This is a genomic window from Hwangdonia seohaensis (genome assembly GCF_031932625.1).
Classification (GTDB): domain Bacteria; phylum Bacteroidota; class Bacteroidia; order Flavobacteriales; family Flavobacteriaceae; genus Hwangdonia; species Hwangdonia seohaensis.
The window spans coordinates 187,663-211,130 of record NZ_JAVSCK010000002.1 but is presented as its reverse complement, the minus strand read 5'-3'; the positions used below and the strand labels follow the sequence as shown (position 1 = coordinate 211,130).

21 protein-coding genes are annotated in these 23,468 nt (G+C 37.7%); 9 read left to right on the top strand and 12 right to left on the bottom strand.

Annotated elements, in window-relative coordinates; translation table 11 throughout:
- Positions 1–51 precede the first annotated feature (51 nt).
- From RNZ47_RS06265 to RNZ47_RS06220, 10 genes are all read right to left on the bottom strand, one after another.
- Positions 52–762, bottom strand: a complete 711-nt coding sequence (locus RNZ47_RS06265; RefSeq protein ID WP_311937891.1) for a DUF4488 domain-containing protein — start codon at positions 760–762, stop codon at positions 52–54.
- Positions 763–895: 133 nt separating this feature from the next.
- Entirely contained in the window at positions 896–3,985 is a 3,090-nt protein-coding gene (locus tag RNZ47_RS06260; RefSeq protein WP_311937890.1) for a tetratricopeptide repeat protein, read from the bottom strand.
- 33 nt (positions 3,986–4,018) lie between these two features.
- Entirely contained in the window at positions 4,019–5,554 is a 1,536-nt protein-coding gene (locus tag RNZ47_RS06255) for a YifB family Mg chelatase-like AAA ATPase (RefSeq protein ID WP_311937888.1), read from the bottom strand.
- 156 nt (positions 5,555–5,710) lie between these two features.
- Positions 5,711–6,973, bottom strand: coding sequence for an alginate export family protein (locus RNZ47_RS06250; RefSeq protein WP_311937886.1), 1,263 nt, complete (start codon positions 6,971–6,973; stop codon positions 5,711–5,713).
- 107 nt (positions 6,974–7,080) lie between these two features.
- Positions 7,081–8,304 (bottom strand): sulfate reduction electron transfer complex DsrMKJOP subunit DsrP, encoded by a 1,224-nt coding sequence (dsrP, locus tag RNZ47_RS06245; protein ID WP_311937884.1) that lies wholly within the window; start codon positions 8,302–8,304, stop codon positions 7,081–7,083.
- Positions 8,305–8,524: 220 nt separating this feature from the next.
- Positions 8,525–9,646 carry a 4Fe-4S dicluster domain-containing protein gene (locus tag RNZ47_RS06240; protein ID WP_311937882.1) on the bottom strand — a complete coding sequence of 374 codons (1,122 nt, stop codon included), beginning with the start codon at positions 9,644–9,646 and terminating at the stop codon, positions 8,525–8,527.
- Between the two features lie 10 nt (positions 9,647–9,656).
- On the bottom strand, positions 9,657–10,292 hold the full coding sequence (locus RNZ47_RS06235) for a cytochrome c3 family protein (RefSeq protein WP_311937880.1): 636 nt from the start codon (positions 10,290–10,292) through the stop codon (positions 9,657–9,659).
- Positions 10,285–10,983: a nitrate reductase cytochrome c-type subunit gene (locus tag RNZ47_RS06230; RefSeq protein WP_311937878.1), complete on the bottom strand. Its 699-nt coding sequence runs from the start codon at positions 10,981–10,983 to the stop codon at positions 10,285–10,287. The genes RNZ47_RS06235 and RNZ47_RS06230 overlap by 8 nt, the downstream gene beginning before the upstream one ends.
- A gap of 3 nt (positions 10,984–10,986) precedes the next feature.
- Complete coding sequence (locus RNZ47_RS06225; protein ID WP_311937876.1) at positions 10,987–13,314, bottom strand: molybdopterin-dependent oxidoreductase; 2,328 nt, start codon at positions 13,312–13,314, stop codon at positions 10,987–10,989.
- Position 13,315: 1 nt separating this feature from the next.
- Positions 13,316–13,558, bottom strand: a complete 243-nt coding sequence (locus RNZ47_RS06220; protein ID WP_311937875.1) for a hypothetical protein — start codon at positions 13,556–13,558, stop codon at positions 13,316–13,318.
- A gap of 178 nt (positions 13,559–13,736) precedes the next feature.
- Here RNZ47_RS06220 and RNZ47_RS06215 point away from each other — a divergent pair, with 178 nt between their 5' ends.
- From RNZ47_RS06215 to moaA, 9 genes are all read left to right on the top strand, one after another.
- Positions 13,737–14,915 carry a molybdopterin molybdotransferase MoeA gene (locus tag RNZ47_RS06215; protein WP_311937873.1) on the top strand — a complete coding sequence of 393 codons (1,179 nt, stop codon included), beginning with the start codon at positions 13,737–13,739 and terminating at the stop codon, positions 14,913–14,915.
- Positions 14,916–14,917: 2 nt separating this feature from the next.
- A complete protein-coding gene (locus RNZ47_RS06210) occupies positions 14,918–15,256 on the top strand; it encodes a winged helix-turn-helix domain-containing protein (RefSeq protein WP_311937871.1) in 339 nt (112 codons plus the stop codon).
- 1 nt (position 15,257) lies between these two features.
- Entirely contained in the window at positions 15,258–15,998 is a 741-nt protein-coding gene (locus RNZ47_RS06205) for a sulfite exporter TauE/SafE family protein (protein WP_311937868.1), read from the top strand.
- A gap of 1 nt (position 15,999) precedes the next feature.
- Positions 16,000–16,584: a molybdenum cofactor guanylyltransferase gene (gene mobA, locus RNZ47_RS06200; RefSeq protein WP_311937867.1), complete on the top strand. Its 585-nt coding sequence runs from the start codon at positions 16,000–16,002 to the stop codon at positions 16,582–16,584.
- Positions 16,568–16,801, top strand: coding sequence for a MoaD/ThiS family protein (locus RNZ47_RS06195; protein ID WP_311937866.1), 234 nt, complete (start codon positions 16,568–16,570; stop codon positions 16,799–16,801). The genes mobA and RNZ47_RS06195 overlap by 17 nt, the downstream gene beginning before the upstream one ends.
- A gap of 53 nt (positions 16,802–16,854) precedes the next feature.
- Positions 16,855–17,940, top strand: coding sequence for a molybdopterin-synthase adenylyltransferase MoeB (gene moeB, locus RNZ47_RS06190; protein ID WP_311937864.1), 1,086 nt, complete (start codon positions 16,855–16,857; stop codon positions 17,938–17,940).
- A gap of 13 nt (positions 17,941–17,953) precedes the next feature.
- Positions 17,954–18,397, top strand: coding sequence for a molybdenum cofactor biosynthesis protein MoaE (locus RNZ47_RS06185; protein ID WP_311937863.1), 444 nt, complete (start codon positions 17,954–17,956; stop codon positions 18,395–18,397).
- Between the two features lie 64 nt (positions 18,398–18,461).
- Positions 18,462–19,373: a bifunctional molybdenum cofactor biosynthesis protein MoaC/MoaB gene (gene moaCB, locus RNZ47_RS06180; protein ID WP_311937862.1), complete on the top strand. Its 912-nt coding sequence runs from the start codon at positions 18,462–18,464 to the stop codon at positions 19,371–19,373.
- Between the two features lie 27 nt (positions 19,374–19,400).
- The gene (gene moaA, locus RNZ47_RS06175) at positions 19,401–20,408 is read left to right on the top strand and encodes a GTP 3',8-cyclase MoaA (RefSeq protein WP_311937860.1); all 1,008 of its coding nucleotides are present in this window, start codon (positions 19,401–19,403) and stop codon (positions 20,406–20,408) included.
- On the opposite strand, the gene RNZ47_RS06170 is transcribed toward moaA, so the two are convergent.
- Positions 20,405–20,998, bottom strand: a complete 594-nt coding sequence (locus RNZ47_RS06170) for a DUF4202 domain-containing protein (RefSeq protein WP_311937858.1) — start codon at positions 20,996–20,998, stop codon at positions 20,405–20,407. The two genes, moaA and RNZ47_RS06170, sit on opposite strands and share 4 nt — an antisense overlap.
- A gap of 23 nt (positions 20,999–21,021) precedes the next feature.
- On the bottom strand, positions 21,022–23,316 hold the full coding sequence (locus RNZ47_RS06165; protein WP_311937856.1) for an FdhF/YdeP family oxidoreductase: 2,295 nt from the start codon (positions 23,314–23,316) through the stop codon (positions 21,022–21,024).
- Between the last annotated feature and the right edge of the window lie 152 nt (positions 23,317–23,468).

Below are 23,468 nucleotides of genomic sequence, written 5' to 3'. Positions count from 1 at the left end.
ATCACAACCAACCTGCTATACATATACCAATACTATTAATCAATGAAACAACTAATTTCGAAGACTCCAAATTTCATGCAATGGGTCGCCTTTACTGGAGAACCCTTGGTGGACCCAATGACCATCAACCAAACTGAAATCGAATTTCAAACTTGCTCCTACACGTGTATCATCTCTTGAGAAAAACTCGATGTTCTCGGTATATTTACCATCAATCGTGGTGTATGTTCCTCCACCAGTTCCCATAAATTGTTTGGTTTCTGTGTTATAAGCAATCCACTGAAAACGCGTACCCGATAAAGTTTTCATGGTTTTTCTGGGTCTGTTTACATCTCGCGATTGGGTTTCTCCGTTTCTAACCCGACCCGACATTAACCATGCACCTTGTAATTTCCCAGGAGTTCCGTTATCTATTTTTTTTAATTTATTATCAGAGCCAACAATTTCCAACTCGAAATTTGTTACCACAATCTTAAAGCTTTTTTCGGTACCAACACGTTCTGGATTATTCGTATCGAATTCTACTTTTTCAGTCATGGTATCTCCATCTAATTCCCAGGTACCACCGGTAGTGCTAATAAATGTACCCGTGTCTGCATTATAAACTGCTGTTGCTTGATAGCCATCAGTAAATATGACTACACTTTTTAGGTTTTCGCCAGTCTCGGTTTTGTAATTGCCTTCCCAAGCTCCAATAATGCTTTGAGCATTTAATCCAAATGATAAGATGCTGACCATCCATATAAAAACTATTTTTTTCATAATCTTAAATTATTTTTGTTTTTATGACTTTATGTAAACTAGTACCGTCATCATTTTCTATATAATACCCAAGATTTAATCGCTTCGAGCCTATCACTGATTATCAATAATAATTAATGACCAATATTAATTTTCAACTTTTTAAATCAAGTAATATTTTCTCAAAACCCTTGAGAAGAATGCCTTTGTCTTCCATCTTTAAATCTATATAATCCTGTTCCATTCCTTTAAAGAAATGGTTGTCTTTATTAAAAAGCTTGAGGCTTAAAGTGTACATTTCTTTTGCACTTTCAATATCTTTTTTCATAAGCTTTATATGCCCAATATTCATTGATGCAACTTTATTCAATTCATCGGATAAATCTTTATGCTTTTCTAAATATTCTTCAGCTTTATCCAATTCATCCATTAAAATTAAATTCCAGCCTAATACATTATGTATTAAATATAAACTTGAATCTAATACAAGAACTTTTTTACAATATAATATGGATTGTTCATAATTCTTTTGAGTAGTTAAAACCTCGATAATACCACGATAAGCATTAATATATTTAGGATTACAATCAATACTTTTTTTGTACAGTTCAATGGCTTGCTCTAATTCTCCTTGTTTTGTATAGATGGTAGCTTTATTGAAGTAAGACACATCGTTATTTGAATTTAAATCAATTGATTTATCATAATATTTGAGCGCTTTTTTTGTTTTGCCCAAAGTTGCATAAATAACACCTAGGTTACAGTAAGCATCAGAGAAAGTAGGGCTATACTCTATGGATTTTTTAAATGACTCTATTGATTTATCGTATTTTTCTAAATACCCATAACACATGCCTTTATTGTAGTATGGGGCGTAAAAAGTAGCATCCATTAAAATAACCTCGTTGTAAACATCAATAGCCTTTGTGTAGTTTCCTTTGTTTTGGTGTATAATTCCTATTTTGTTCAATAAAAAACTAGCAACCTTTGGGCCGCTTTCCTCAATCCCTTTTTTGAATAATTTTATAGCGAGATCATCATTATTATCATTTATATAAATTTCACTCAGCCCATTGTAAGCATTTATGTAGTTGGGATCAATGCTTAAAATGTTTTTATATTGCTGTATTGCTAAATCTTTTTTTTCTTGTTTTACCAATAGCTTAGCAATGGCATAAGAAGGGTCTAGATAATTTGAATCTAGTTTAAAAGCGTTTTTGTAACACTCAATAGCTTTATTTAGTTTTTTTTGATTTTCGTAAACGGTTCCTAAATTATAATGAGCAATTGCATTGTTTGGAACCAATTCCAAAACTTTTTTAAATTGGATGAAAGCCTTATCGTATTCTTTTAAGCGTGAATGGATTCTGCCTAAATTCCACCTACCATTTAAACTATCATGATCATCTTCTAATAATTTTGAGTTATATGTTTTTGCCTCATTGTACCGTTTATTATCTATAAACAAATTAACCAGGTTATTTAGTGTAACTTCCTTTCTGTTAAAATTTGTATCCAAGACTTTTTCAAAATACAATATAGCATCTTCCAATTCTCCTTGCGATCTTTTTGAATATCCCATTAAATGGAATAAGTAACCTTTAAGCTTAGAGTTTTCATTAAACCAACCAGAATCCAGAATTTCTTTCCATAAGCCAGAGCCAAAATCTTGTTGGCTATTAACAAAATTTGTAATGCCTTTTTCAAAAACATTTAACCATTTGCTGTTTATTCCTGTGTTATTAGCTTGTATGAAAACTTCTAACCAAAACAAAGCATCTTTATAGTTTTTATGTCCGTTTATGAATTCCAAAAAACTTTTAAAAAAATCTGGAATTTGGGTTCGATGATTGGCGCATAGCTTATGGTAATGGTATTCTAGATTATACTCTACCCAAACTGTGCTTTCTCTAGCATCATTAATACTTTTGAAACCCATGTTTTTAGACATTTTTAAGTAGTAATCGGCTATTCTATTGTGTATTTCAACCCAGTTTTCTTTACTTTCTTCTTGAATATAAGTGAGGATTTGTTCTCTAATGATAGAATGATACGACCATTTACCATTCCTTTTTTGAATAAACGATCTGTGTTTTAGCCAATGAAACAATTTTTCCGGTTCTTGAACATCATCCAATATTCTTTTAATGATATCCAAATTTAAATGCCTAGGAATAGCGCCTAATCTTGCTATGTGTTTATGCTCTGGGTTAGCAATACGCCTTAAAAAATGACCAACAACTTTTTCGGTTGGCAACGATACTATTTGATTATCGACTATTGAGTTTTCTAAAACAAACAAAGCCAAATAAACAGGTAATCTGCCAGAGACAGAGAGTATGGTTTCTATGGTATTTACGTCACGAATACCGTTTTGTTGCAAGAACACAGTGGCCTCGTCAATAGTAAAGGGTTCTAAAGGAATTTTTACAAGTAAATCTGAAAGTGACGACCATCTAGTGATTTCTAATTCTGCCCTGCCACTTACTATAATTAGTATGTTATGTGGTACTGCGCCATATTGCTCTTCTAATAAATTATGAAGCCAATAATCAAAATCTGGATTGGACGTTTCGTAATTATCAAAAATAAAACAAACCGCATCATTTTCCGTATAATCAAATAAATCTTCAATCCATATTTCAGTTAAGCTTTTAATGGGTCGCAAAACCTCTTCAACATCATATTTATTCCCAAATTTGCTCCAAGCCTTATTAACTAATTTCCCCGTTCCTTCTGCCATTGTATCAATAGGCAAAAATTCTTTTATAACACTTCCACCAGGGATAAATTCTGAAGCTGCGCTAACACCTAGTTTAAAAGTACCAGACGCTAAGCTTTCTACTTTATTTACTCCATCATATTGATTTACAACCAATTTACTTCTTTTCTCTAGGTACGAATTATACTTTTTAGAGAAGCTTTTGAAACCACGACCGCTACAATCAATTAATTGTTCTGCCATTTCATTTATCACAATAGGAACAGAATAGAGCTTGATATTCTCAAAGTCAATTAACACAACTTTCATCCCACTTTTCTCAGCATAATCTTTAAATTTATGAGACAATGTTGTTTTACCTACACCTCCTTGACCATAAACGTTAAAAATATTCATAAAAGAATCATGATCAACACCAAGTTTTAGATTTTCCAAAAAGACACTAATTTGCTTCTTTCGACCAACAAAATTAGAATTCTTGATATTACTTCTTTTATCCCTTAAACTTCTTCGTTTGGCCATAGCATTTATTTTATATCTGATACATTATTTTTCTCATCCCAACCAACCTTCTCTATCCAAACTTCTATACTGAATCGCTTCACTTATATGCGAACCATTAACATCTGCAACCCCTTCCAAATCGGCAATAGTTCTCGACACTTTTAATATTCTATCATAGGCCCGTGCCGATAAGTTTAAACGCTCCATTGCGGTTTTTAAAAGTTGCTTTGAAGCTTCATCTAAAACACAATATTTACGGATTTGTTTGGTGTTCATTTGCGCGTTATAATGTACCGAATCCGATTTCTTAAAACGCTCCGTTTGTATGGTCCTGGCTTTGGTAACGCGTTTTCTAATATCCACCGAGGTTTCGCCTTTTCTGTCCTCACTTAATTTTTCAAAAGGTACGGGCGTCACTTCAATATGAATATCGATTCTATCGAGCAACGGGCCGGAAATTTTACTTAAATACCGTTGCATTTCCGCGGGACTTGAGGTTACCGGTGCACTGGGGTCGTTAAAATAACCACCCGGACTCGGGTTCATGCTCGCCACCAACATAAACGATGATGGATAGGTTACCGTAAATTTTGCGCGGGAAATGGTTACTTCCCTATCCTCCAATGGTTGGCGCAACACTTCTAAAACATCGCGTTTAAATTCCGGTAATTCATCCAAAAACAACACGCCATTGTGCGATAGGGAAATCTCACCCGGTTGCGGAAAACTACCGCCGCCAACAAGGGCGACGTTCGATATGGTGTGGTGCGGACTGCGAAACGGGCGTTGCGCCATCAAACCGGTATCTTTTACGCGCCCAACCACAGAGTGTATTTTGGTGGTTTCCAAGGCCTCGTGCAAGGTCATAGGCGGTAAAATACTCGGTAAGCGTTTTGCTAACATGGTTTTTCCCGCTCCCGGAGGCCCGATTAAAATAATGTTATGGCCGCCAGCCGCTGCAATTTCCATACAACGCTTAATGCTTTCCTGTCCTTTTACATCGGAAAAATCAAATTCCGGAAAGTCCAGGTTTTTTTCAAATTCCCTTCGGGTATCGATTATGGTCTGTTCAAGAGCTTCATCTTTATCAAAATAATTGATGACTTCCTTTATATTCTCAACACCATAAACTTCCAAATTGTCTACAATGGCAGCTTCTTTAGCGTTTTGTTTTGGCAGGATAAATCCTTTAAAGCCTTCTTCCCTGGCCTTCACCGCAATAGGCAAAGCGCCTTTAATGGGTTGCAAACTGCCGTCAAGCGACAACTCGCCCATTATCAAATATTTTTCTAAATCTTCGGCTTTAATTTGGTCTGTAGATGCTAGAATTCCGATGGCTAAAGTTAAATCGTACGCGCTTCCCTCCTTTCGTAAATCGGCAGGCGACATATTAATAATAATCTTTTTGCCAGGGATTCTGTAACCATTATTCTGTAGCGCTGCGGCAATTCTAAAATTACTTTCCTTTATGGCATTATCGGGCAACCCCACAAGGTGATAGCCCACACCCTTATCAACGTTAACCTCCACGGTAATGGTGGTGGCTTCGACACCAAAAACGGCACTTCCAAAAACTTTTTTAAGCATAGTATTCGTTTACTGCTTAAATGTAAGAAATGTAATTTAATTTTAAGAAAGTTAGGGGCAAAACAATTGACGGGTTTACAGAATAATTTCTGGAATGAAGAAATAAAAAAAAACCCTCAATAAAGAGGGTTCTTAAAAAAATGAATATATTATAATTTAATTGGTTCCATTTAAAAACTTAGGCTTAATCACCAACATCGCCCACGCCCAATTTTGCATATCGGATGCGGCATTTTCAGCAACACCTTTTAACTCGTACATGCCATCGCTAGCAAACATTTGCGAATAGCCCAGTTTTAAAGCGTATCCTTTAAAGCTTTTTGAGAAGACCAAATCCAACTCTGTTCCTAAAGATTTTTCTCCACTTGGTAAATCTTGTTCGCCGTTAAAATTTAAAACTTTAACCAATAAACCAGAAGTCTCGCTTAATTTAAAGTTGGCACTCACATGAACATCAAATAACCCAATGGAATTGGCATGGTTACCTACGAAGAAATAATCCATAAACCCATTGAATTTATGGTTTGTGCCGTATAATGGAAAGAATGCTTCGGTATCTGGAGTTGATGTATCATTTCCGCTCATAAGTTCCAAACCTGCTCCAAGTTCTATTTTATCGGATGCTTTATAACTAAAATCCAATCCTAATAAATAAGCTCCATCTACATTATCGCCCGCTTGAAGAAACGCATTGGCAGCTACTCCAAATCGTCCTTTATTATAATCTAAATGTGTCCCTAAAGTTTGAATGCTATTTACGCCATCGGGATTGTTGTTGGTATCGAATTTCTGAAATCCATTATTTAACAGCAACAAGCTTCCGGAAAAGTTTTCCCAAGCCTGTTTTAAGTACAAATATTGCATGGTTTTATACGAAAAGAAACCTGTGGTATTATAGCCCGTTCCTGTTGAAACAAAACCCGTGGGATGCGAATAATCTTGATTAAATGCCAAGCCAAAATCAGTTAAAAACTTTCCTTTTTTATACTTTAACAAAGCCGCATCGTGGTTGCGCCCTTGCTGCGCCCAATCCAGTCCGCCCATAATACGCTGGTCATCATAAGATAAAACCTGACGCCCTAATTTTGTTGAAAACCCTTCACCTAAATTAATTTCCGCCCAAGCCTGAAACACAGCAAACGAATTGTTTTGATCGTAAGGTAGAATTTGTCGATTTTCGCCCCAAACCATCACATCTTGCAAGCTCAAATAAAACTTATAGGCATCAACTTGATAGCCTGCATTTAAACGAATTCTCGTAGAAATTCCAAATCCGGCATCGGCAGCATCAGGAATAATGCTTCCAAATCCGTGGCGGTATTCGCTACGGGGTCTAAACTCGCCATCTAATGTAAATTGTGCCTGTGCGAATTGAATGGTCGCCATCAACATGCACATGAATACGTATTGTTTTTTCATTTTTTAAATTTTTATGGTACAAATATATAGGCTATGCACGGCGCAGTTTATGACATATCTCATAAAATTCAAATAAAAAATGCTTGAATAAAATTACAATTCGGTAATCAGGATTTCTTCTTATATCTAATTTTACCCAATTCTATACCAATAGCAGTTTTGGCGAGTATGGTAAAAATAAAAGCACCCATGGCCCAAATACCTAAAGTGACGCCCACCTCTATTTTGGTTGGTAAATATTCAACGATTTTGCCATAAGGCCCGGGGATAAATCCAGGAACGATAAGCCCGAATCCCTTTTCAATCCAAATCGCCACAAAAAGTAATCCGCAACAAAAGTAAAGCACCTTTAGGTTTTCTCGAAGCGGTTTAAAGGTTAACATTACGGTAGCCACAACATTCATTGAAATCGCGGTCCAAATCCATGGTAACAAGGCTGTTTTTCCTTCCAATCCAAAAAATAAATAATACGCACTTTCACTATGGTGGGTTGGCGCATAAAACTCTTTAAACAACTCCGAAATCAACATAATAATATTAATTTGGGCTGCAACCGTAACAATCATGGCAATCTTATTGATGGTTTTGGTTTCTATTTTAAATGCCGTAAACGACCGTATAACCGCCAAAACCAAAATAATCAAAGCAGGTCCGGCAGCAAATGCCGATGCCAAAAACCGAGGCCCCAACAAGGCATTGTTCCAAAACGGACGCGCCTGTAATCCTTGATATAAAAACGCCGTAACCAAATGAATGGCAACCGCCCACAGCACTGAAAGAATGGCTCCAGGAATATACACTTTTGGGTTGGGCACCTTGCCTTGGTAACGCCTAAAAAGAATATAAAACGGAATACTCAAATTTAAAAACAAGTAACCATTCAACACAATAACATCCCAGGTCAACATCGAATTCGGGAAGTTAAACACACCAATTCCGGGTATCATGTGCCAAAGTACCGATGGGCCGCCCATATCGGCAACCACAAAAGCCAAACACATAATAAGCGCCGCCACGGCAAGCCCTTCGCCAATAAGCACGGCTTGTTTAAAATCAATATCCTTAAGCACATAAGTTGGCATAACCAGCATCACCGCCGCTGCGGCTACCCCAACCAAAAACGTAAAATTAGAAATATACAAACCCCAACTCACCCGGTCGTTCATGCCCGTAACGCTCAAACCCTGGTCCAATTGTATGGCGTAACAATACATACCAACAAGCATAATAAAGGTTAAAACCCCCATCCAAACATTATATTTAACAGATCCTTTTGTGGTAGCATCAAGGCTATCAATAACTAAACTTCTAAAAACTTTTAATCGTCGCATACCATTTTATTATAACTCTTGGTTTTATCTATTGTGTCACTTCGAGTAATTCCAATTTTTATTGGAATTGTATCGAGAAGTTGGGCGTTACCGCAAGGGTCGGGCTTTCACTACTCGCTTCCTCCTGCGTCGGCGAGCTCAAACATGCCGCTCAATCCCTAACGCACATCAATCTGCAATCGGCAGTATTCAGTCCGTCGTCAGCCTAATTATTTGCCAACTAATCCATAAAATACCAGAACTTAGGCTCGGTGCCCAAATCCTCTTTAAGCCTAAACACTTTTTTGTTTTCCAAAACCCATCGTATCGTACTATTGGGATCCAATAAATTCCCGAATATCCGCGCTCCCGTTGGGCAAGCCTCAACACAAGCTGGGTTTTGTCCTTTTCTGGATCGCTGCACACAGAACGTACATTTTTCAACCACGCCCTTTTTACGCATCCTGTTTCCTAAATAGTGTTGTTTTTTATTAATTTCAGCTTCAGGCACTTCGGGTTTACTCCAATTAAAGCGTCTGCCATCATACGGGCAAGCTGCCATACAATAGCGGCATCCCACGCACCAATCGTAATCTACAACCACCAAACCATCATCTTCTCTCCAAGTGGCTTGCACCGGGCAAACCTCTACACATGGCGGATTATCGCAATGAAAACACTGGGTTCCCATATAAAAATGACCTTCCGCGGGCACTTCGTGGTAATAATTATCATCGGCCTCGTTAAACTTAAAGCCATTGCCGTCCTTCATTTCATGGATTCGGATGTACTGCATTTGCGAATCCCTATCTTGGTTATTCTCTTCAACACAAGCATTCACACAATCCATATACCCTTGGCATTTCGAAATATTGAAAGCATACCCAAAAAGCACATCGTCTTTGGCGTTTTCTGAGGTCATACTAATGTTTTTTCCGGTGCGCAATTCATAAGAGCGCATTAAGCGTTCAACCGTGGCATTTTTTTCCTTATCACTCATCAGTTTATAGTTGCCTTTAAACTGCTCTTCCCAATCTATTTGTGCTCTTTCTTTGCTATCTTCACCGGTAACCACACTACACGATGTACTTACGGCACCAGCGCCAATTAGCAAACTCGCGGTTAACTTTTTAAAGGCCGTTCGCCTATCCATTTTAACGTCAAATACCTGCTCGAAACCATCCTTTTTTACTTCATCTCCAATCGATGCATTTACCGCAGCTTCAAGAAATGCTTCTTCGCTCAACTCTTCTTTATGGCTGTTACAGCCACCCGAGGTTTTACCACAGCCACAAGACCCTGAAGGTTCTTTTTTTCGGTTAAAATTTAAATCTAATGAATACCATTTTTTATTATTGCTCATACCTATTTTTTTAATGCTCTAAACCTTCGTAAGCTCCTTCAATTTGTTCCGTATTAAATCGCGATGGCCATCTGGATTCAATACTTGGGCTATGCGGATTGTGGCAATTAACACAAGTAAGCGATGCCCGTGGTGGCGCCCATCCGCCAATGCGTTTACCATGTGCGCCACCTTTCCAATCTTCAAATTGAGAGGAATGGCACTGGGCACATAATTTATAACTGGAGTTAAAATCTACTTTAATACCAGTAAGTGTATTGAGATTATTCATATCGCTACCATTATGGCACGTGGCACAATTCATTGTATTGCTATTGGCATGCGCTAATGTAATATCCCAATGTGCTTTTTTTAAGTCCTTGCCCTTAAGTTCATCCAGAGGTTCCGTATGGCACTCCGTACATGCATACGATGTGATTTGGCTTTTCCGTTCAGGAATTAAAAACGTATGCCCGCCTTCGGTAATCTCCATGGTTTTATAATGATTGAAAAAAGCTTCGGAAGATAACGTAGAATCCTGATGACTTATACTTTCGGCTTGAATTTTATCGTGAAGACTGTGGTATTCGCCTTCACCATGTTTACACGAAAAAAAGACTAAAACAAACAGACAAGCTAATATATATATGTAATTTTCTCTATTCATTATCTTTACTATTGGTTCTTGAAAAAGGTGTGATTTCCGAAACTACACGGTCTGTTGGCACATGGCATTGCCTGCAGTTAATACGCTCTGGATGTGTTACCCTAATTTCTTTGGGTGCAGCGGGTCCGGCGTGACAAGACAAGCAGTTTTCACGCATCTGTATTTGGTGCGGAATCATAGGTGGTGTGCCCAACAATGCGTTATTAACGCCCACTTTTGGCGCATGTACTTTTGCCAAATTGGCCGACTTAAAAAGTGAATTGCTGTTTTGGGCTACATGGCATTGGCGACAATTAACCATTTCTGGATGCGGTGTAACGGGTGCATAGGCTTCAAATCGTTTTACAAAACCACCATTTTGATGACATTGCAAACAGGTATTACCGCCCAAGCTTCTTTCGTTTTTAACGGGATGCGGAATACTTGGTGGCGCTCCATGATACGCTCTATTATCGTAATATGTATCTAATGTGCGTTGATGATTGGCGTCAACAGGCATATTGGCATATTCCAATGCAAATTCCGACCGTTTAAATACACCACTTTCAGATGGAATATTAGTATGTATTGCGGTATTTTCTATAGGAACATAACCTTCTTCTAAACCCGTTTGATAGCTAAAACTCCAAATAACAATAAAAGTTATAAACAGTACTATAAAAAGCGATATGATTCCGAGTCTTTTTTTCATATTCTAAGCTTTTTCAACTTTAACTGCACATTTTTTATAATCTGGTTCTTTGGAAATCGGACAAAAAGCATCAAGCGTTACATCGTTAATCATCATGTTTTCATCAAAGAAAGGTACAAAAACCTGACCTTTGGTGGGCAACCCTCTCTCGTTTATCGAGGCTGGTAATACACACGAACCGCGTCGTGAGGTTACTTTTATGTTTTCACCATTTCTAACCCCCAAAGCCTTGGCATCTTCCGGATGAAATTCTATATAGGCATGTGGCATCGCTTTGTGTAATACAGGAATTCTTCGGGTCATAGACCCTGTGTGCCAATGCTCGATGACACGACCGGTGTTTAACCAAAACGGATAATCGCTGTCTGGTACTTCCGGTGCGGGTTCGTAAGGCCGTTGCCAGATTACGGCTCTTCCATCTGGTTTGCCGTAAAAATGAAAATCCTCACCATTAGAACATGCCGGATCGTATTTAGCATTGAATCGCCATTGTGTAGATTTGCCATTTACGTAAGGCCAAATAACACCCGATTCTTTCTTTAAAACTTCTAATGGCGCCATTCCGTGTTTTGCACCTTCATGAAATTGTCTGTATTCGTTATAAATTTCTTCAACGTGGTTTTCTTTGCTGTAAGGAAACAAATCGCCATAACCCATTCGTTTTGCCACTTCAATAAACATCCACGCATCTGGTGTGGTTTCTCCAGGGCCTTCAACCATTTTGTCCCAATGCTGGGTTCTTCGTTCTGAATTTCCGTACAATCCACTTTTTTCAATATGCCACGATGCCGGTAATATCACATCGGCAACATCGGAAGTTGGTGTTGGAAACACATCGGAAACCACCACAAAGCAGGAATCTTTTTGCATGCCTGGGCGGTAGCGACTCGTTTTCGGCAAGGACACCAGAGGATTGGTTGCTTGAGTCCAAATAAATTTAATATCGCCACGATCAACCGCTCTAAACATTTCGGTAGCGTGATAAGTTGGTTTTGATGGGATCCGTTCAACGGGAACTTTCCAGATTTTAGCTGCAAATTCTCTGTTTTCGGCATTCATTACCACGCCTTTGGGTAATTTATGCGTAAATGTGCCCACCTCACGAGCGGTTCCACAAGCAGAAGGTTGACCTGTTAACGAAAACGGCCCATTACCGGGTTGTGAAATTTTTCCGGTCAATAAATGAATGTTATAAACCAAATTGTTTATCCATGTGCCTCGTGTATGCTGGTTCATGCCCATACACCAATAAGAGACTACTTTAGTATTCGGGTTTCCATAAATAAAAGCCAGATATTTAATATCCTTTGCCGATACTTTTGAGTATTTGGCAACCTTCTCAGGCGTGTAATCTTTCAAAAATTCCTTAAAAGCAGCAAAATCTATTTTTTCCGGTTTGTCTGTAAACTCAAAATTGTCTTCAAGTCCGTATCCTATATTGGTAAGTCCTTTATTGAAGTTACAATGCTTTTCAACAAAAGATTTATTTACCCAACCATTATTAATAATCTCATAACAAATCGCGTTGGCAACCGCTAAATCGGTTTGCGGTTCAAATAAAATCGACTTATCTGATGCTGTGCTAGAACGGGTGGTTCGCGTAGCAAAATCAATAATTTTAGCGCCTCGTCTCGCTTTTTGTTCTAACATTCTAGAAAATAAAACGGGGTGCATTTCTGCCATATTATTGCCCCAAGTCACAAAATAATCGGCATACTCAATATCTTCGTAACACCCCATGGGCTCATCGGCACCAAACGAGGTTAAAAACCCGGTTACCGCACTGGCCATACACAAGCGGGCGTTGCAATCTAAATTATTGGTACCTATAGCGCCTTTCATTAATTTTGAAGCCACATAGCCTTCAGGAATTGTGGATTGCCCCGAAGTGTACATCGCCACCGAGTCTTTCCCGTGTGCCGCAATGGTTTCTTTCATTTTATTGGCAACAATATCTAAAGCTTCATCTATTGGCGTTTTTACATAAGTTCCTTTTTTCTTCACCAAAGCATGGGTTAATCGGTCTTTAGACTGAATACACATGGTTTGATGATAGCCTTTCACACAAAGCAAGCCTTTATTTACAGCACTGTTTGGGTCGCCTTTTACGGCCACGGCTTTACCGTTTTCAGTTCCCACTAAAATACCACAGCCTACACCACAGAATCTACAAGGGCCTTTTTTCCAATCTAAATTGGCGCCATCAGGAATTCCAGCCTCTTGTTCGCTGGCAAATATGATGCCCGGAAACATGGAAGCCGCTGCCGCCATGGCAGACAAACGCGCCATTTTTTTTATAAAACTTCTTCTGTTTGATAATGAATTGTACATGTTATTGCTGATTTTGTGGACTGTTAAAACCTGAAACCATTGCTAACAATTTTAGGCTTTCAATATTTTCAATTTTTTCTTTAAGAATTTCGTCAGAAGCATCATCTAAAGTGTCGGTTACCAACACCAAAATATCTTCATTGGTTGCAGGCATAACCTCGCATTCCTTAAATGCTGATAATGCAGTTATAAGTTCTTCTTTTTTATTCTCGTGTGGATGCGCTAAATAGCTTTTTATGGGCATAAAAAAGTTGGTTCGTTAGTTTAAAAGCGTAAATCTCCATGAAATTAGTAAAAAATAAACTAACATATGTCATATAAACTTTATTTACATTAAATCTAAATAAACGATTCTTCATAATATTTTAATTTACAATAAAATATAATCCGTTATATTTGTATGGATATAACGAAATTTTTAAATGATCTCTATCGAAGACGCTATTCAATTGGTAAAACTAAGCGTAAAGCCTATTTTAAAAAAGACCACAAAACAGGTTGAAAAAGCTGGTGGTTACTTTTTATATGAAGACCAATATGCTCCTATAAATATGCCACCTTTTAGGCAATCGGCCATGGATGGTTATGCCTTGAATTTACATGACGATTTAACATATCGTTTAATAGGTGAAGTAAAAGCTGGCGATGAACATCAACCCGTTTTAAAAAAAGGGGAAGCCGTAAGGATTTTTACGGGCGCGGCAATTCCGGATACGGCAGATGCCGTAATGATGCAGGAAAAAGTTAAAACGGATGGCAATACGCTTGAAATTGAACACCACATAGATAAAGAACATAATATTCGCCCTTTAGGCGAACAAGTTAAAACAGGCGATTTGGCCTTGAAAAAAGGAACGAAATTAACACCAGCGGCAATTGGGTATTTAAGTTCTTTGGGTATAAAAGATGTTTCCGTGTTTAAAAAACCTTCAATTGCCCTTGTTACCACAGGAAACGAATTGATTGAAGCCGGACAAGATTTACCTTTCGGAAAAATTTACGAAAGCAATTCCAAAATGTTGCTCGCGGCACTTTACAGCTTAAAGTTTTACGATGTTAGCATTCATAAAGTTGCAGATGATTATGAAAAAACGGTAACAAAACTCAACACCGTTATTAACAACCATGATTTAGTACTAATAACCGGAGGTATTTCGGTGGGCGATTACGATTTTGTTGGCAAGGCTCTAAACCAACTTAATGTAAAAGAAGTTTTTTATAAAGTAAAACAGAAACCCGGTAAGCCTTTGTTCTTTGGGAAAAAAGAGGACACAAGCATTTTTGCCCTGCCCGGAAATCCCGCAGCGGCACTTACTTGTTTTTATGTTTATGTGTTTATCGCCTTGCAAAATATGATGAATCGGGATGCCTCTGAATTGCCTCGAATACAAGCAAAATCCGTTTCAGATTTTAACAAAAAAGGCGACCGTCCACAATTTCTCAAAGCGGTTTATAACGATGGAAAAGTTGAAATTTTAGAAGGACAAAGTTCAGCCATGCAACACACGTTTGCCGTGTCGAATGCTTTGGTTTTTGCCTCAGAAGAGGTTACCAAAATTAATAGGAACGATACCGTTGAAACTATTTTATTACCTGTATAAATATGAGTTATAAAATTAAAAGCAGAATCTGGATCGAATCCAAAAACAAGGTGTTTTTAGGTGAAGGACGCGTGCAATTACTTAAAGCCATTGATGAAACGGGATCGCTTTCAAAAGCAGCAAAATCTTTAAATATATCCTATAAAAAAGCTTGGGGCCTTATTGATTCGGTTAATAAATCGGCAAAACAACCGGTAACCATAAACAGTATTGGTGGTAAAGGTGGTGGCGGTGCAGAACTCACCGATTACGGAAAAACTTTGGTTAATGCCTTCGACAATATTAATAAAAACTGCTGGGAATTTTTAGATACGCAACTCGAAAAAATAAAAGATTTATAAAATGTTACAAACCGAAAACATATATATTTTCCTTTTTATACTACCCATCGTATCATTCCTTTACGCTAGCGTTGGTCACGGTGGCGCAAGCGGTTATTTGGCTTTAATGGCACTGTTTTCATTCGCAACGGAAACCATGAAACCTACTGCCCTATTGCTCAATTTATTCGTTGCCGGTATTTCATTTTACTATTATTATAAGGAAGGTTATTTTAACCGAAAGTTATTTTTATCGTTCGCCATAACCTCAATTCCATTAGCTTTTTTGGGAGGCACGATTGAAGTTGATGCTACACTTTACAAAAAAATATTAGCGATTTTACTGGTGTTTGCCATTTTAAAAATGTTGAATGTTTTCGGAAAAGAAAGCAACAGCATAAAAGACATAAAACTATGGCAAGGGTTGATTGTTGGTGCCATCATTGGTTTCTTTTCGGGACTTATCGGTATTGGCGGAGGCATTATTTTAACGCCCATAATTTTGCTTTTACATTGGGGCAAAATGAAGGAGGCCGCCGCAGTTTCGGCTTTGTTTATTTGGGTAAATTCCGCTTCCGGACTTATCGGGCAATTAAGTAGCGGCGTAACTTTAGAAAAAGAATCGTTTTTATTGGTGGGCATTGCACTTATTGGCGGTGTTTTGGGTGGTTACTATGGCAGTAAAAAAATCAACAACCAAAAGCTTCGATATATTTTGGCTTTTGTTCTCGTAATTGCAAGTGCTAAATTATTTTTCGCATAAAATGATAGACAAAAAAGACATAACGGGCATAATCTTAGCTGGCGGAAAAAGCTCGCGAATGGGAACGGACAAAGGTTTTTTAAGGCTGAACAACAAACCCTTTGTTCAATATAGCATCGAGGCCTTAAAACCTTTGGTTTCGGAAATTATAATTGTTTCAGATGATTTAAATTACGATGTATTCGGATTGAAACGCGTAAACGACATCACAAAAAATGCGGGTCCAATGGCGGGGATTTGCTCCGGATTAGAAGCTTCATCAACCGATTACAATTTGATTTTGAGTTGCGATATTCCGCTGATAAACTCTGAAATTTTAAAAAAATTAATTGATGCTGTTGATGCCAATTCCGAAATCATTCAAATTGAAAACCAAGGAAAAACAATGCCGTTGATTGCTTTATATAAACGACACATTAAAGACACATTTAATGGGTTTTTACAGAAAGGCGAACGGCGATTACGAGTGGCCGTAAAAGCCTGCATATCAAAAAACATCAAACTAGAAAAAGCGCATGAATTTTCTACGATGAACGTGAATACAAAAGAAGAATTAAAACAAATTGAAAATGCATTTAACCATTAAATATTTTGGACAAATAGCCGAAGTGACTCAAAAAGAAGAAGAATCTTTGGAGTTTTCGGGACAACTGATTTCCGAGCTTTTAAATATGCTTTACTCAAAATATAAGGCATTAAAAAACAAGGATTTTCAAGTGGCGCACAATCAAGAATTGGTTTCCGTTGAAACCGAAATTACAGGTACCGAAATCGCCTTATTACCGCCTTTTGCCGGTGGTTGAACAACATAGACCTGTCAGGTTTTAAAAACCTGACAGGTCTGAAAAAACATTAAATGAGATACAACAGACATATCATATTATCCGAAATCGGGCAAACCGGTCAAGACAAAATTTCCAATGCCAAGGTATTGGTTATAGGCGCTGGTGGTTTGGGCTGCCCCGTGCTGCAGTATTTAACCGCTGCGGGTGTTGGCACCATTGGTATTATAGATTTTGATGTGGTTGAAATTTCCAATTTGCAACGTCAGGTTTTATTTGGCAAATCATCTTTAGGTCAAAACAAGGCCATGGCCGCAAAACAACGTTTGGAAGATTTAAACAATGAAATCTCCATCATCGCTTACCCTGAAAAACTAACGCACAAAAACGCCATCAATTTATTCAATCAATACGATATTATTGTTGATGGCACCGATAATTTCGCCACACGGTACCTTTCAAATGATGCTTGTTTATTAACCAACAAACCATTGGTTTTTGGCGCTATTTATAAGTTTGAAGGGCAAGTTTCTGTTTTTAATTACAACAACGGACCGAGTTATCGTTGCCTGTTTCCAAATCCGCCTAAAAAAGATACGATTCCAAATTGTTCGGAAATTGGTGTTTTGGGAGTTCTTCCCGGAATTATTGGCAGTATGCAAGCCAATGAGGTTTTAAAAATTATTTTAAATCTGGGCGACGTGCTTTCGGGGAAATTGTTGTGCTATAATGCGCAAACATCAAAAACATTTATCTTAAAAATCAATCGAAATGAAAAAATTATCAATTCGGTTTTAAACGACAAGGAAAATTTTCATAAAAACGATATCGATTTTAATTGTGAAATTGATGCAGACGAAGTTTCAATCACCTCCATTTTATCAAAAGATAACATTCAATTTATCGATGTTAGAGAAGCACACGAACAGCCAAAAGTTGAAAATTTAGAAGTAACATACATGCCGTTGAGCACACTAAAAAACAACCTAAATAAAATCGATTTGAAAAAAGAAAAGTATCTGTTTTGCCAATCGGGAATCCGCAGTAAAAAAGCAGTTTCTATTTTAAAAGCATTAAAAATTGAAAACTGTTTTAGCTTGAAAGAAGGTGCAGCAGAAATAATTGAAACCTACAAGGTTTTTAAAACTTTGCAGGACTAAAGCAATACATATTATGAAAGATAGAAAACCTAAAAACGTATTTAAACAAGGCGCGATTTCCTCAGAATTTATAGGGGATTCCATCGCCAAACATCAAACCAAAACCAGCATTGGCGCCCACAATATTTTCTTAGGTCAGGTACGTGCTGATGTAATAAACGATAAAACCGTTTCGGCGATTGAATATACGGCTTACGAGGATATGGCTAATCAAAAATTCCATGAGATTCGCGAAGCCGCTTTTGAAAAATTCGAACTTACCTGCATGCATATTTACCACAGTTTAGGCATGGTAAAAGCAGGCGAAATTTGCTTGTTTGTGTTCGTTTCGTCACCGCGAAGAAAGGTGGTTTTTAAGGCTTTGGAATTTATCGTTGAAGCCATAAAAGCTGATGTTCCCGTTTTTGGAAAAGAAATTTTTGAAGACGAATCGCATCAGTGGAAAGTAAACTCATAAAACGCAAACAATACCTGTTAGGTATTGAAAACCTGACAGGTCTCAATCAAACAAAAACATCAAAATGGTCGACATCACACATAAATCAAATACCCTTCGAATAGCAACCGCTCAAGCCATTGTAAAAGTGAGCAAACCAGACACTATTGAAGCCATTAAAAACGACACCGTACCAAAAGGCAACGTATTTGCTATGAGCAAGGCAGCTGGTTTATTGGGCGTAAAAAAAACACCGGATATTTTACCGGACTGCCATCCGCTGCCTATTGAATATACTGGGATTGAGTATGAAATTAACGACTTGGAAATTACCGTAACCTGCACCATTAAAACCATTTACAAAACGGGTGTTGAGGTTGAAGCGATGCATGGCGCCAGCGTGGTAGCACTAAACATGTACGATATGCTAAAACCCATTGACAAAGGCATCGAGATACACGCTATAAAATTATTGAATAAAAAAGGCGGCAAATCCAGTTATAAAAACCGATTTAGAACACCGTTAAACGCTGCTGTTATTGTGTGTTCGGACTCAATTTCCAATGGTCAAAAAGAAGACAAAGCCGGAAAAGCCATTATTGAAAAACTAGAAGCCTGCGATGTTAAGGTTGAAGATTACATCATAATTCCAGATGAAAAAGACAGCATCCAAAACAAAGTAAAACATTATGAAAATCTGGGAGTAAACTTGATTATTTATACGGGCGGAACAGGATTATCGGCACGCGATGTAACGCCCGAAGCCTTAATTCCGTTGTTAGACAGACGCATTTTAGGCATTGAGGAAACCATTAGAAATTACGGTCAAAACCGAATGCCCTACGCTATGCTATCCCGAAGTGTGGCGGGCACAATAAATAACACTTTAGTGATTGCTTTACCGGGTTCAACCAACGGTGCAAAGGAATCTATGGATGCTATTTTTCCGTCGGTTTTACATGTATTTGGGATTTTGAAAGGTGCAAGACACGATTAATTTATAATTAAAAATGAATAGGTAAAAATGGACACTAATAAAAATATATTACAAGATTTACACGGTAGAGACCACACCTATTTGCGTATTTCGCTAATTGAACGCTGCAATTTGCGCTGTTCGTATTGCATGCCCGAAGAAGGTGTACAACTATCGCCTAAAAGCCATTTAATGACTTACGAAGAGATTTACGACATCGCAAGAACCTTTGTGAAACATGGGGTTACAAAAATTAGATTAACAGGTGGCGAACCTTTAATTAGAAAAGACATCCCCATTATTTTAGAGAAATTGGCAACACTCCCTGTGGAATTGTCAATCACTTCAAACGCCGTTATTATCGATAAGTTTATTGATGTGTTGAAACTTAATGGTGTAAAAAACATCAACGTGAGTTTAGATTCTTTGGATGAAGAAAAGTTTAAACATATAACTCGTCGTAATGAATTTAAAAAAGTTTACAACAATATTCTATTATTGATAAAGGAAGGCTTTAAGGTAAAATTGAATGCGGTTTTAATGAAAGGTTTTAATGACAACGAAATCATAGACTTCATCAAGTTTACAAAAGATTTACCTATTTCCGTTCGGTTTATAGAGTTTATGCCTTTTGATGGCAATAAATGGGACATCAGTAAAATGGTGTCATATAAAGAAGTAATGGATTACGTAAACACTTCTTTTCCCGAAGCAGACATTGAGCGCTTAAAAGACGCCCCGAACGACACCTCCAAAAACTATAAAATAAAGGGGTATCAAGGTAGTTTTGCTATCATCAGTTCGGTAACCAATCCGTTTTGCGATTCGTGTAACAGACTGCGTTTAACGGCCAACGGGCAATTAAAAAACTGTTTGTTTTCTTCTACCGAATCTGATTTGTTAACCACACTTCGAGCAGGAAATTCTATTGAACCCATCATTCAAAAAGCAGTGCAAGCAAAGCTTAAAATACGTGGCGGCATGAATACTTTGGAAAAACTTCAAGAGCCTAAATTGCATAATAACAATAGAAGTATGATTACTATTGGTGGCTAAAAATATGGCGCAATAGCTTCATTTATGAGTTTTAAATTTTTATCAGAAAATTGGAGTTTTAATGCTTCTATTCTGCCTTTGTCGGACATTTTTTTCCAGGTCTTTTGAAGAATGTCTATCATTTTATTGGCGTCGTGTTTTTCTGAAAATTCCTCAAAATAATAATCCAAAAAAACGAGGCAAACCACGTCTTCCAAAATTTGAGACTCTTCATTTTTCTTTATGAGTTTTTTGGTGATTAAAGCTGTAACTCGATTAATAAATTCATCGTCATACCCCACTTGTTTTAAAATAGTTGCGGTAATGTCTGCATGCATTTTCTTAAGGGTTTCCCGCCATTTTAAATAACCAACGCGATCCATTGGGTAGTCATCTCTAGGGATTTGCCATCGGCATATATGCTGTGCTCTCGCCGCAATTTGCAACGCTTTTGATGCATTGGGATGAAACTGCAACAGCTTACGCGTCATGCGTTGCGAGTACAATAATTCTTTCGGATAATCTAAACCATGAACACGATACACATTGGGGTCTTCAGAGTTTTTCCCATCGATTAATGCCATGGTGCTTTCAAATCGCGTTGGTTTCATAAATTAGTCATTAAAATTTATTTTCAGGTTGCTTCAACAGTAATTACAACACTCTTTGAAGCCGGTGTTTTTGCGGTGTGTGCAAAACTATCTAAAGGCACTAAAACATTGGTTTCTGGGAAATAAGTGGCACAACAACTTTTAGGAATGTCGTAACCAATCACTTTAAATTTATTCGCAACTCGGATAACACCGTTAAACTCAGATTTTAAATTAACCACTTGCTGTTCTTTCAAGCCCCTAATTTTCATATCGTTTCTGTTCATAAAAATGATGCGCCTTTCGTTATAAATGCCTCGATATCTATCATTTAAACCATAAATCGTGGTGTTGAATTGGTCGTGACTTCGAATGGTCATCATAATTAATTCATCATCTTTAAGTTTCCAATTGGGGAGTTTATTGATAGAAAAAAGCGCTTTTCCCGTTTTGGTTTTGAAATCCCTGACACGAGCGCCATTGGGCAAATAAAACCCTGACGGATTTTTTAAGCGTTTGTTATAATCATCAAAACCATCCACAACCTCTTGAATATCGTCGCGTACCAAATTATAATCATCGGTATATTTTAACCAATCGATTTTGCTTCGTTCCTTCAAAGTGGCATGCGCAATGCCACAAACTACGGCAACTTCACTTAACAATGCATTGGAACACGGTTCTAAAATCCCTTTGGTTGACGACACAATACCCATGGAATTCTCGACACTCTGGGTTTGGATGCCTGTTTTTTGATAGTCTTTTTCCGAGCGGCCCAAACAGGGTAAAATGAGCGCTTCTTTTCCGGTTACCAAATGCGAACGATTCAGTTTTGTACTTACATGAACGGTTAAATTACAGTTCGCCAAAGCCTGTGCAGCGTAATTGGTATCGGGTACTGCCGAGATAAAATTACCGCCCAAACCAAAGAACACTTTTGCTTTTTTTTCATACATCGCTTTAATGGCATCGATAACCGAATAGCCGTGTTTTGTGGTGGGTTTAAAACCGTATTTGGTTTCAATTTTATCTAAAAAAGCTTGTGGCGCCGATTCCCAAATACCTACGGTTCTATCGCCTTGCACATTGGAATGTCCACGAACCGGACAAGTGCCTGCGCCTTCTTTTCCAATACTACCTTTTAACAACAAAAGGTTTACGAGTTCCCGGATATTATCAACGGCATTTTCATGTTGTGTTAAGCCCATGGCCCAACAAATAATAATCTTATCGTTGTTCAATATAGGATTGAAAACCTCATCAAAAACAGCTTTTGTAATTCCCGAAGCTTGTAAACATGCATCAAAATTGTATGTTTTCAAATCGGTAATAAATGCGTCATAGCCATCGGTGAATTCTTCAATAAATGCGGTATCAAAAACATTACCGTTTTGCTCTTCTTCTTCCAACAATTTAAGCAACAAGGCTTTAATAAAAGCCACATCGCCATTAATTTTAATCGGCACAAAAACATCGGCTATACTCGTGCCTCCAGTTAATAATTTTATGGGGTTTTGCGGATTTGTAAACTTTATCAACCCCGCTTCGGGCAACGGATTAACAGCTATAATTTTACCGCCGTTTTTTTTGCATTTTTCTAAAGCGGTTAACATTCTAGGGTGGTTGGTACCCGGGTTCTGACCAATAACCATAACCACTTCGGCTTTGTACAAATCGTCTAAAGTTACCGAGCCTTTGCCAATGCCCAAGGTTTCAGATAAGGCGCTGCCGCTGGCTTCATGACACATATTAGAGCAGTCTGGCAAATTGGCCGTACCAAATTCGCGCACAAATAACTGATACAAAAAAGCCGCTTCGTTAGTGGTTCTTCCGGAGGTATAAAACACCGCTTCATCGGGATGGTTTAAAACATTTAAGTGATTTGCTACCTTCCCAAAAGCGTCTTCCCAAGAAATGGGTTGATAGTGTGTTGCGCCTTTTGCCAAAAACATGGGTTCGGACAAACGTCCGGATTTACCGATTTCAAAATCCGATAATTCAGCAAGTGCCTCAACGGAATGGTCTCTAAAAAAATCTTCGCCAATGGTTTTATTTTGTGCTTCCTCGGCCATGGCTTTAAGTCCGTTTTCGCAATATTCACCCAAAGCAGAACGATCATCATCGGGGTCTGGCCATGCGCAACCCGGACAATCAAATCCGCCTTTTTGATTTATTTTAAGTGATAATTTAATGGCATCAACAGGTTTCATGTATTTTGTAACCTGACCAAAAACCGCTTTTAAAGCACCAAATCCGGCACTATTGGTGTGCGGTTTACCGGTTTTTAAAGCGGTGAACTTTTCTGATGTACTGGCTTTATGTTCTGGTGATGCGCTCATTTGTTTTACATTTTAATCAAAATCATAATTATCAAAATCAGATGAAGAATCGTTTATTTTTTCTTTTCTCTTATATTTAACATAAAACAGAATAACAAAAAATATTATTGGCAAAATTATTGGTAGGTATTCTTTTAACATATTGTGTTTAA

What these genes read in the sequence shown, in the direction of transcription:
- RNZ47_RS06210 (WP_311937871.1), top strand. Translation starts at nt 14,918, where the DNA reads ATGAGTTATAAAATTAAAAGCAGAATCTGGATCGAATCCAAAAACAAG.
- RNZ47_RS06185 (WP_311937863.1), top strand. Translation starts at nt 17,954, where the DNA reads ATGAAAGATAGAAAACCTAAAAACGTATTTAAACAAGGCGCGATTTCC.
- moaCB (WP_311937862.1), top strand. Translation starts at nt 18,462, where the DNA reads ATGGTCGACATCACACATAAATCAAATACCCTTCGAATAGCAACCGCT.
- RNZ47_RS06235 (WP_311937880.1), bottom strand. Translation starts at nt 10,292, where the DNA reads ATGAATAGAGAAAATTACATATATATATTAGCTTGTCTGTTTGTTTTA.
- RNZ47_RS06265 (WP_311937891.1), bottom strand. Translation starts at nt 762, where the DNA reads ATGAAAAAAATAGTTTTTATATGGATGGTCAGCATCTTATCATTTGGA.
- RNZ47_RS06215 (WP_311937873.1), top strand. Translation starts at nt 13,737, where the DNA reads ATGATCTCTATCGAAGACGCTATTCAATTGGTAAAACTAAGCGTAAAG.
- RNZ47_RS06170 (WP_311937858.1), bottom strand. Translation starts at nt 20,998, where the DNA reads ATGAAACCAACGCGATTTGAAAGCACCATGGCATTAATCGATGGGAAA.
- mobA (WP_311937867.1), top strand. Translation starts at nt 16,000, where the DNA reads ATGATAGACAAAAAAGACATAACGGGCATAATCTTAGCTGGCGGAAAA.
- RNZ47_RS06220 (WP_311937875.1), bottom strand. Translation starts at nt 13,558, where the DNA reads ATGCCCATAAAAAGCTATTTAGCGCATCCACACGAGAATAAAAAAGAA.
- RNZ47_RS06165 (WP_311937856.1), bottom strand. Translation starts at nt 23,316, where the DNA reads ATGAGCGCATCACCAGAACATAAAGCCAGTACATCAGAAAAGTTCACC.
- RNZ47_RS06240 (WP_311937882.1), bottom strand. Translation starts at nt 9,646, where the DNA reads ATGAGCAATAATAAAAAATGGTATTCATTAGATTTAAATTTTAACCGA.
- RNZ47_RS06195 (WP_311937866.1), top strand. Translation starts at nt 16,568, where the DNA reads ATGCATTTAACCATTAAATATTTTGGACAAATAGCCGAAGTGACTCAA.
- RNZ47_RS06250 (WP_311937886.1), bottom strand. Translation starts at nt 6,973, where the DNA reads ATGAAAAAACAATACGTATTCATGTGCATGTTGATGGCGACCATTCAA.
- RNZ47_RS06255 (WP_311937888.1), bottom strand. Translation starts at nt 5,554, where the DNA reads ATGCTTAAAAAAGTTTTTGGAAGTGCCGTTTTTGGTGTCGAAGCCACC.
- RNZ47_RS06230 (WP_311937878.1), bottom strand. Translation starts at nt 10,983, where the DNA reads ATGAAAAAAAGACTCGGAATCATATCGCTTTTTATAGTACTGTTTATA.
- RNZ47_RS06205 (WP_311937868.1), top strand. Translation starts at nt 15,258, where the DNA reads ATGTTACAAACCGAAAACATATATATTTTCCTTTTTATACTACCCATC.
- moeB (WP_311937864.1), top strand. Translation starts at nt 16,855, where the DNA reads ATGAGATACAACAGACATATCATATTATCCGAAATCGGGCAAACCGGT.
- RNZ47_RS06260 (WP_311937890.1), bottom strand. Translation starts at nt 3,985, where the DNA reads ATGGCCAAACGAAGAAGTTTAAGGGATAAAAGAAGTAATATCAAGAAT.
- dsrP (WP_311937884.1), bottom strand. Translation starts at nt 8,304, where the DNA reads ATGCGACGATTAAAAGTTTTTAGAAGTTTAGTTATTGATAGCCTTGAT.
- moaA (WP_311937860.1), top strand. Translation starts at nt 19,401, where the DNA reads ATGGACACTAATAAAAATATATTACAAGATTTACACGGTAGAGACCAC.
- RNZ47_RS06225 (WP_311937876.1), bottom strand. Translation starts at nt 13,314, where the DNA reads ATGTACAATTCATTATCAAACAGAAGAAGTTTTATAAAAAAAATGGCG.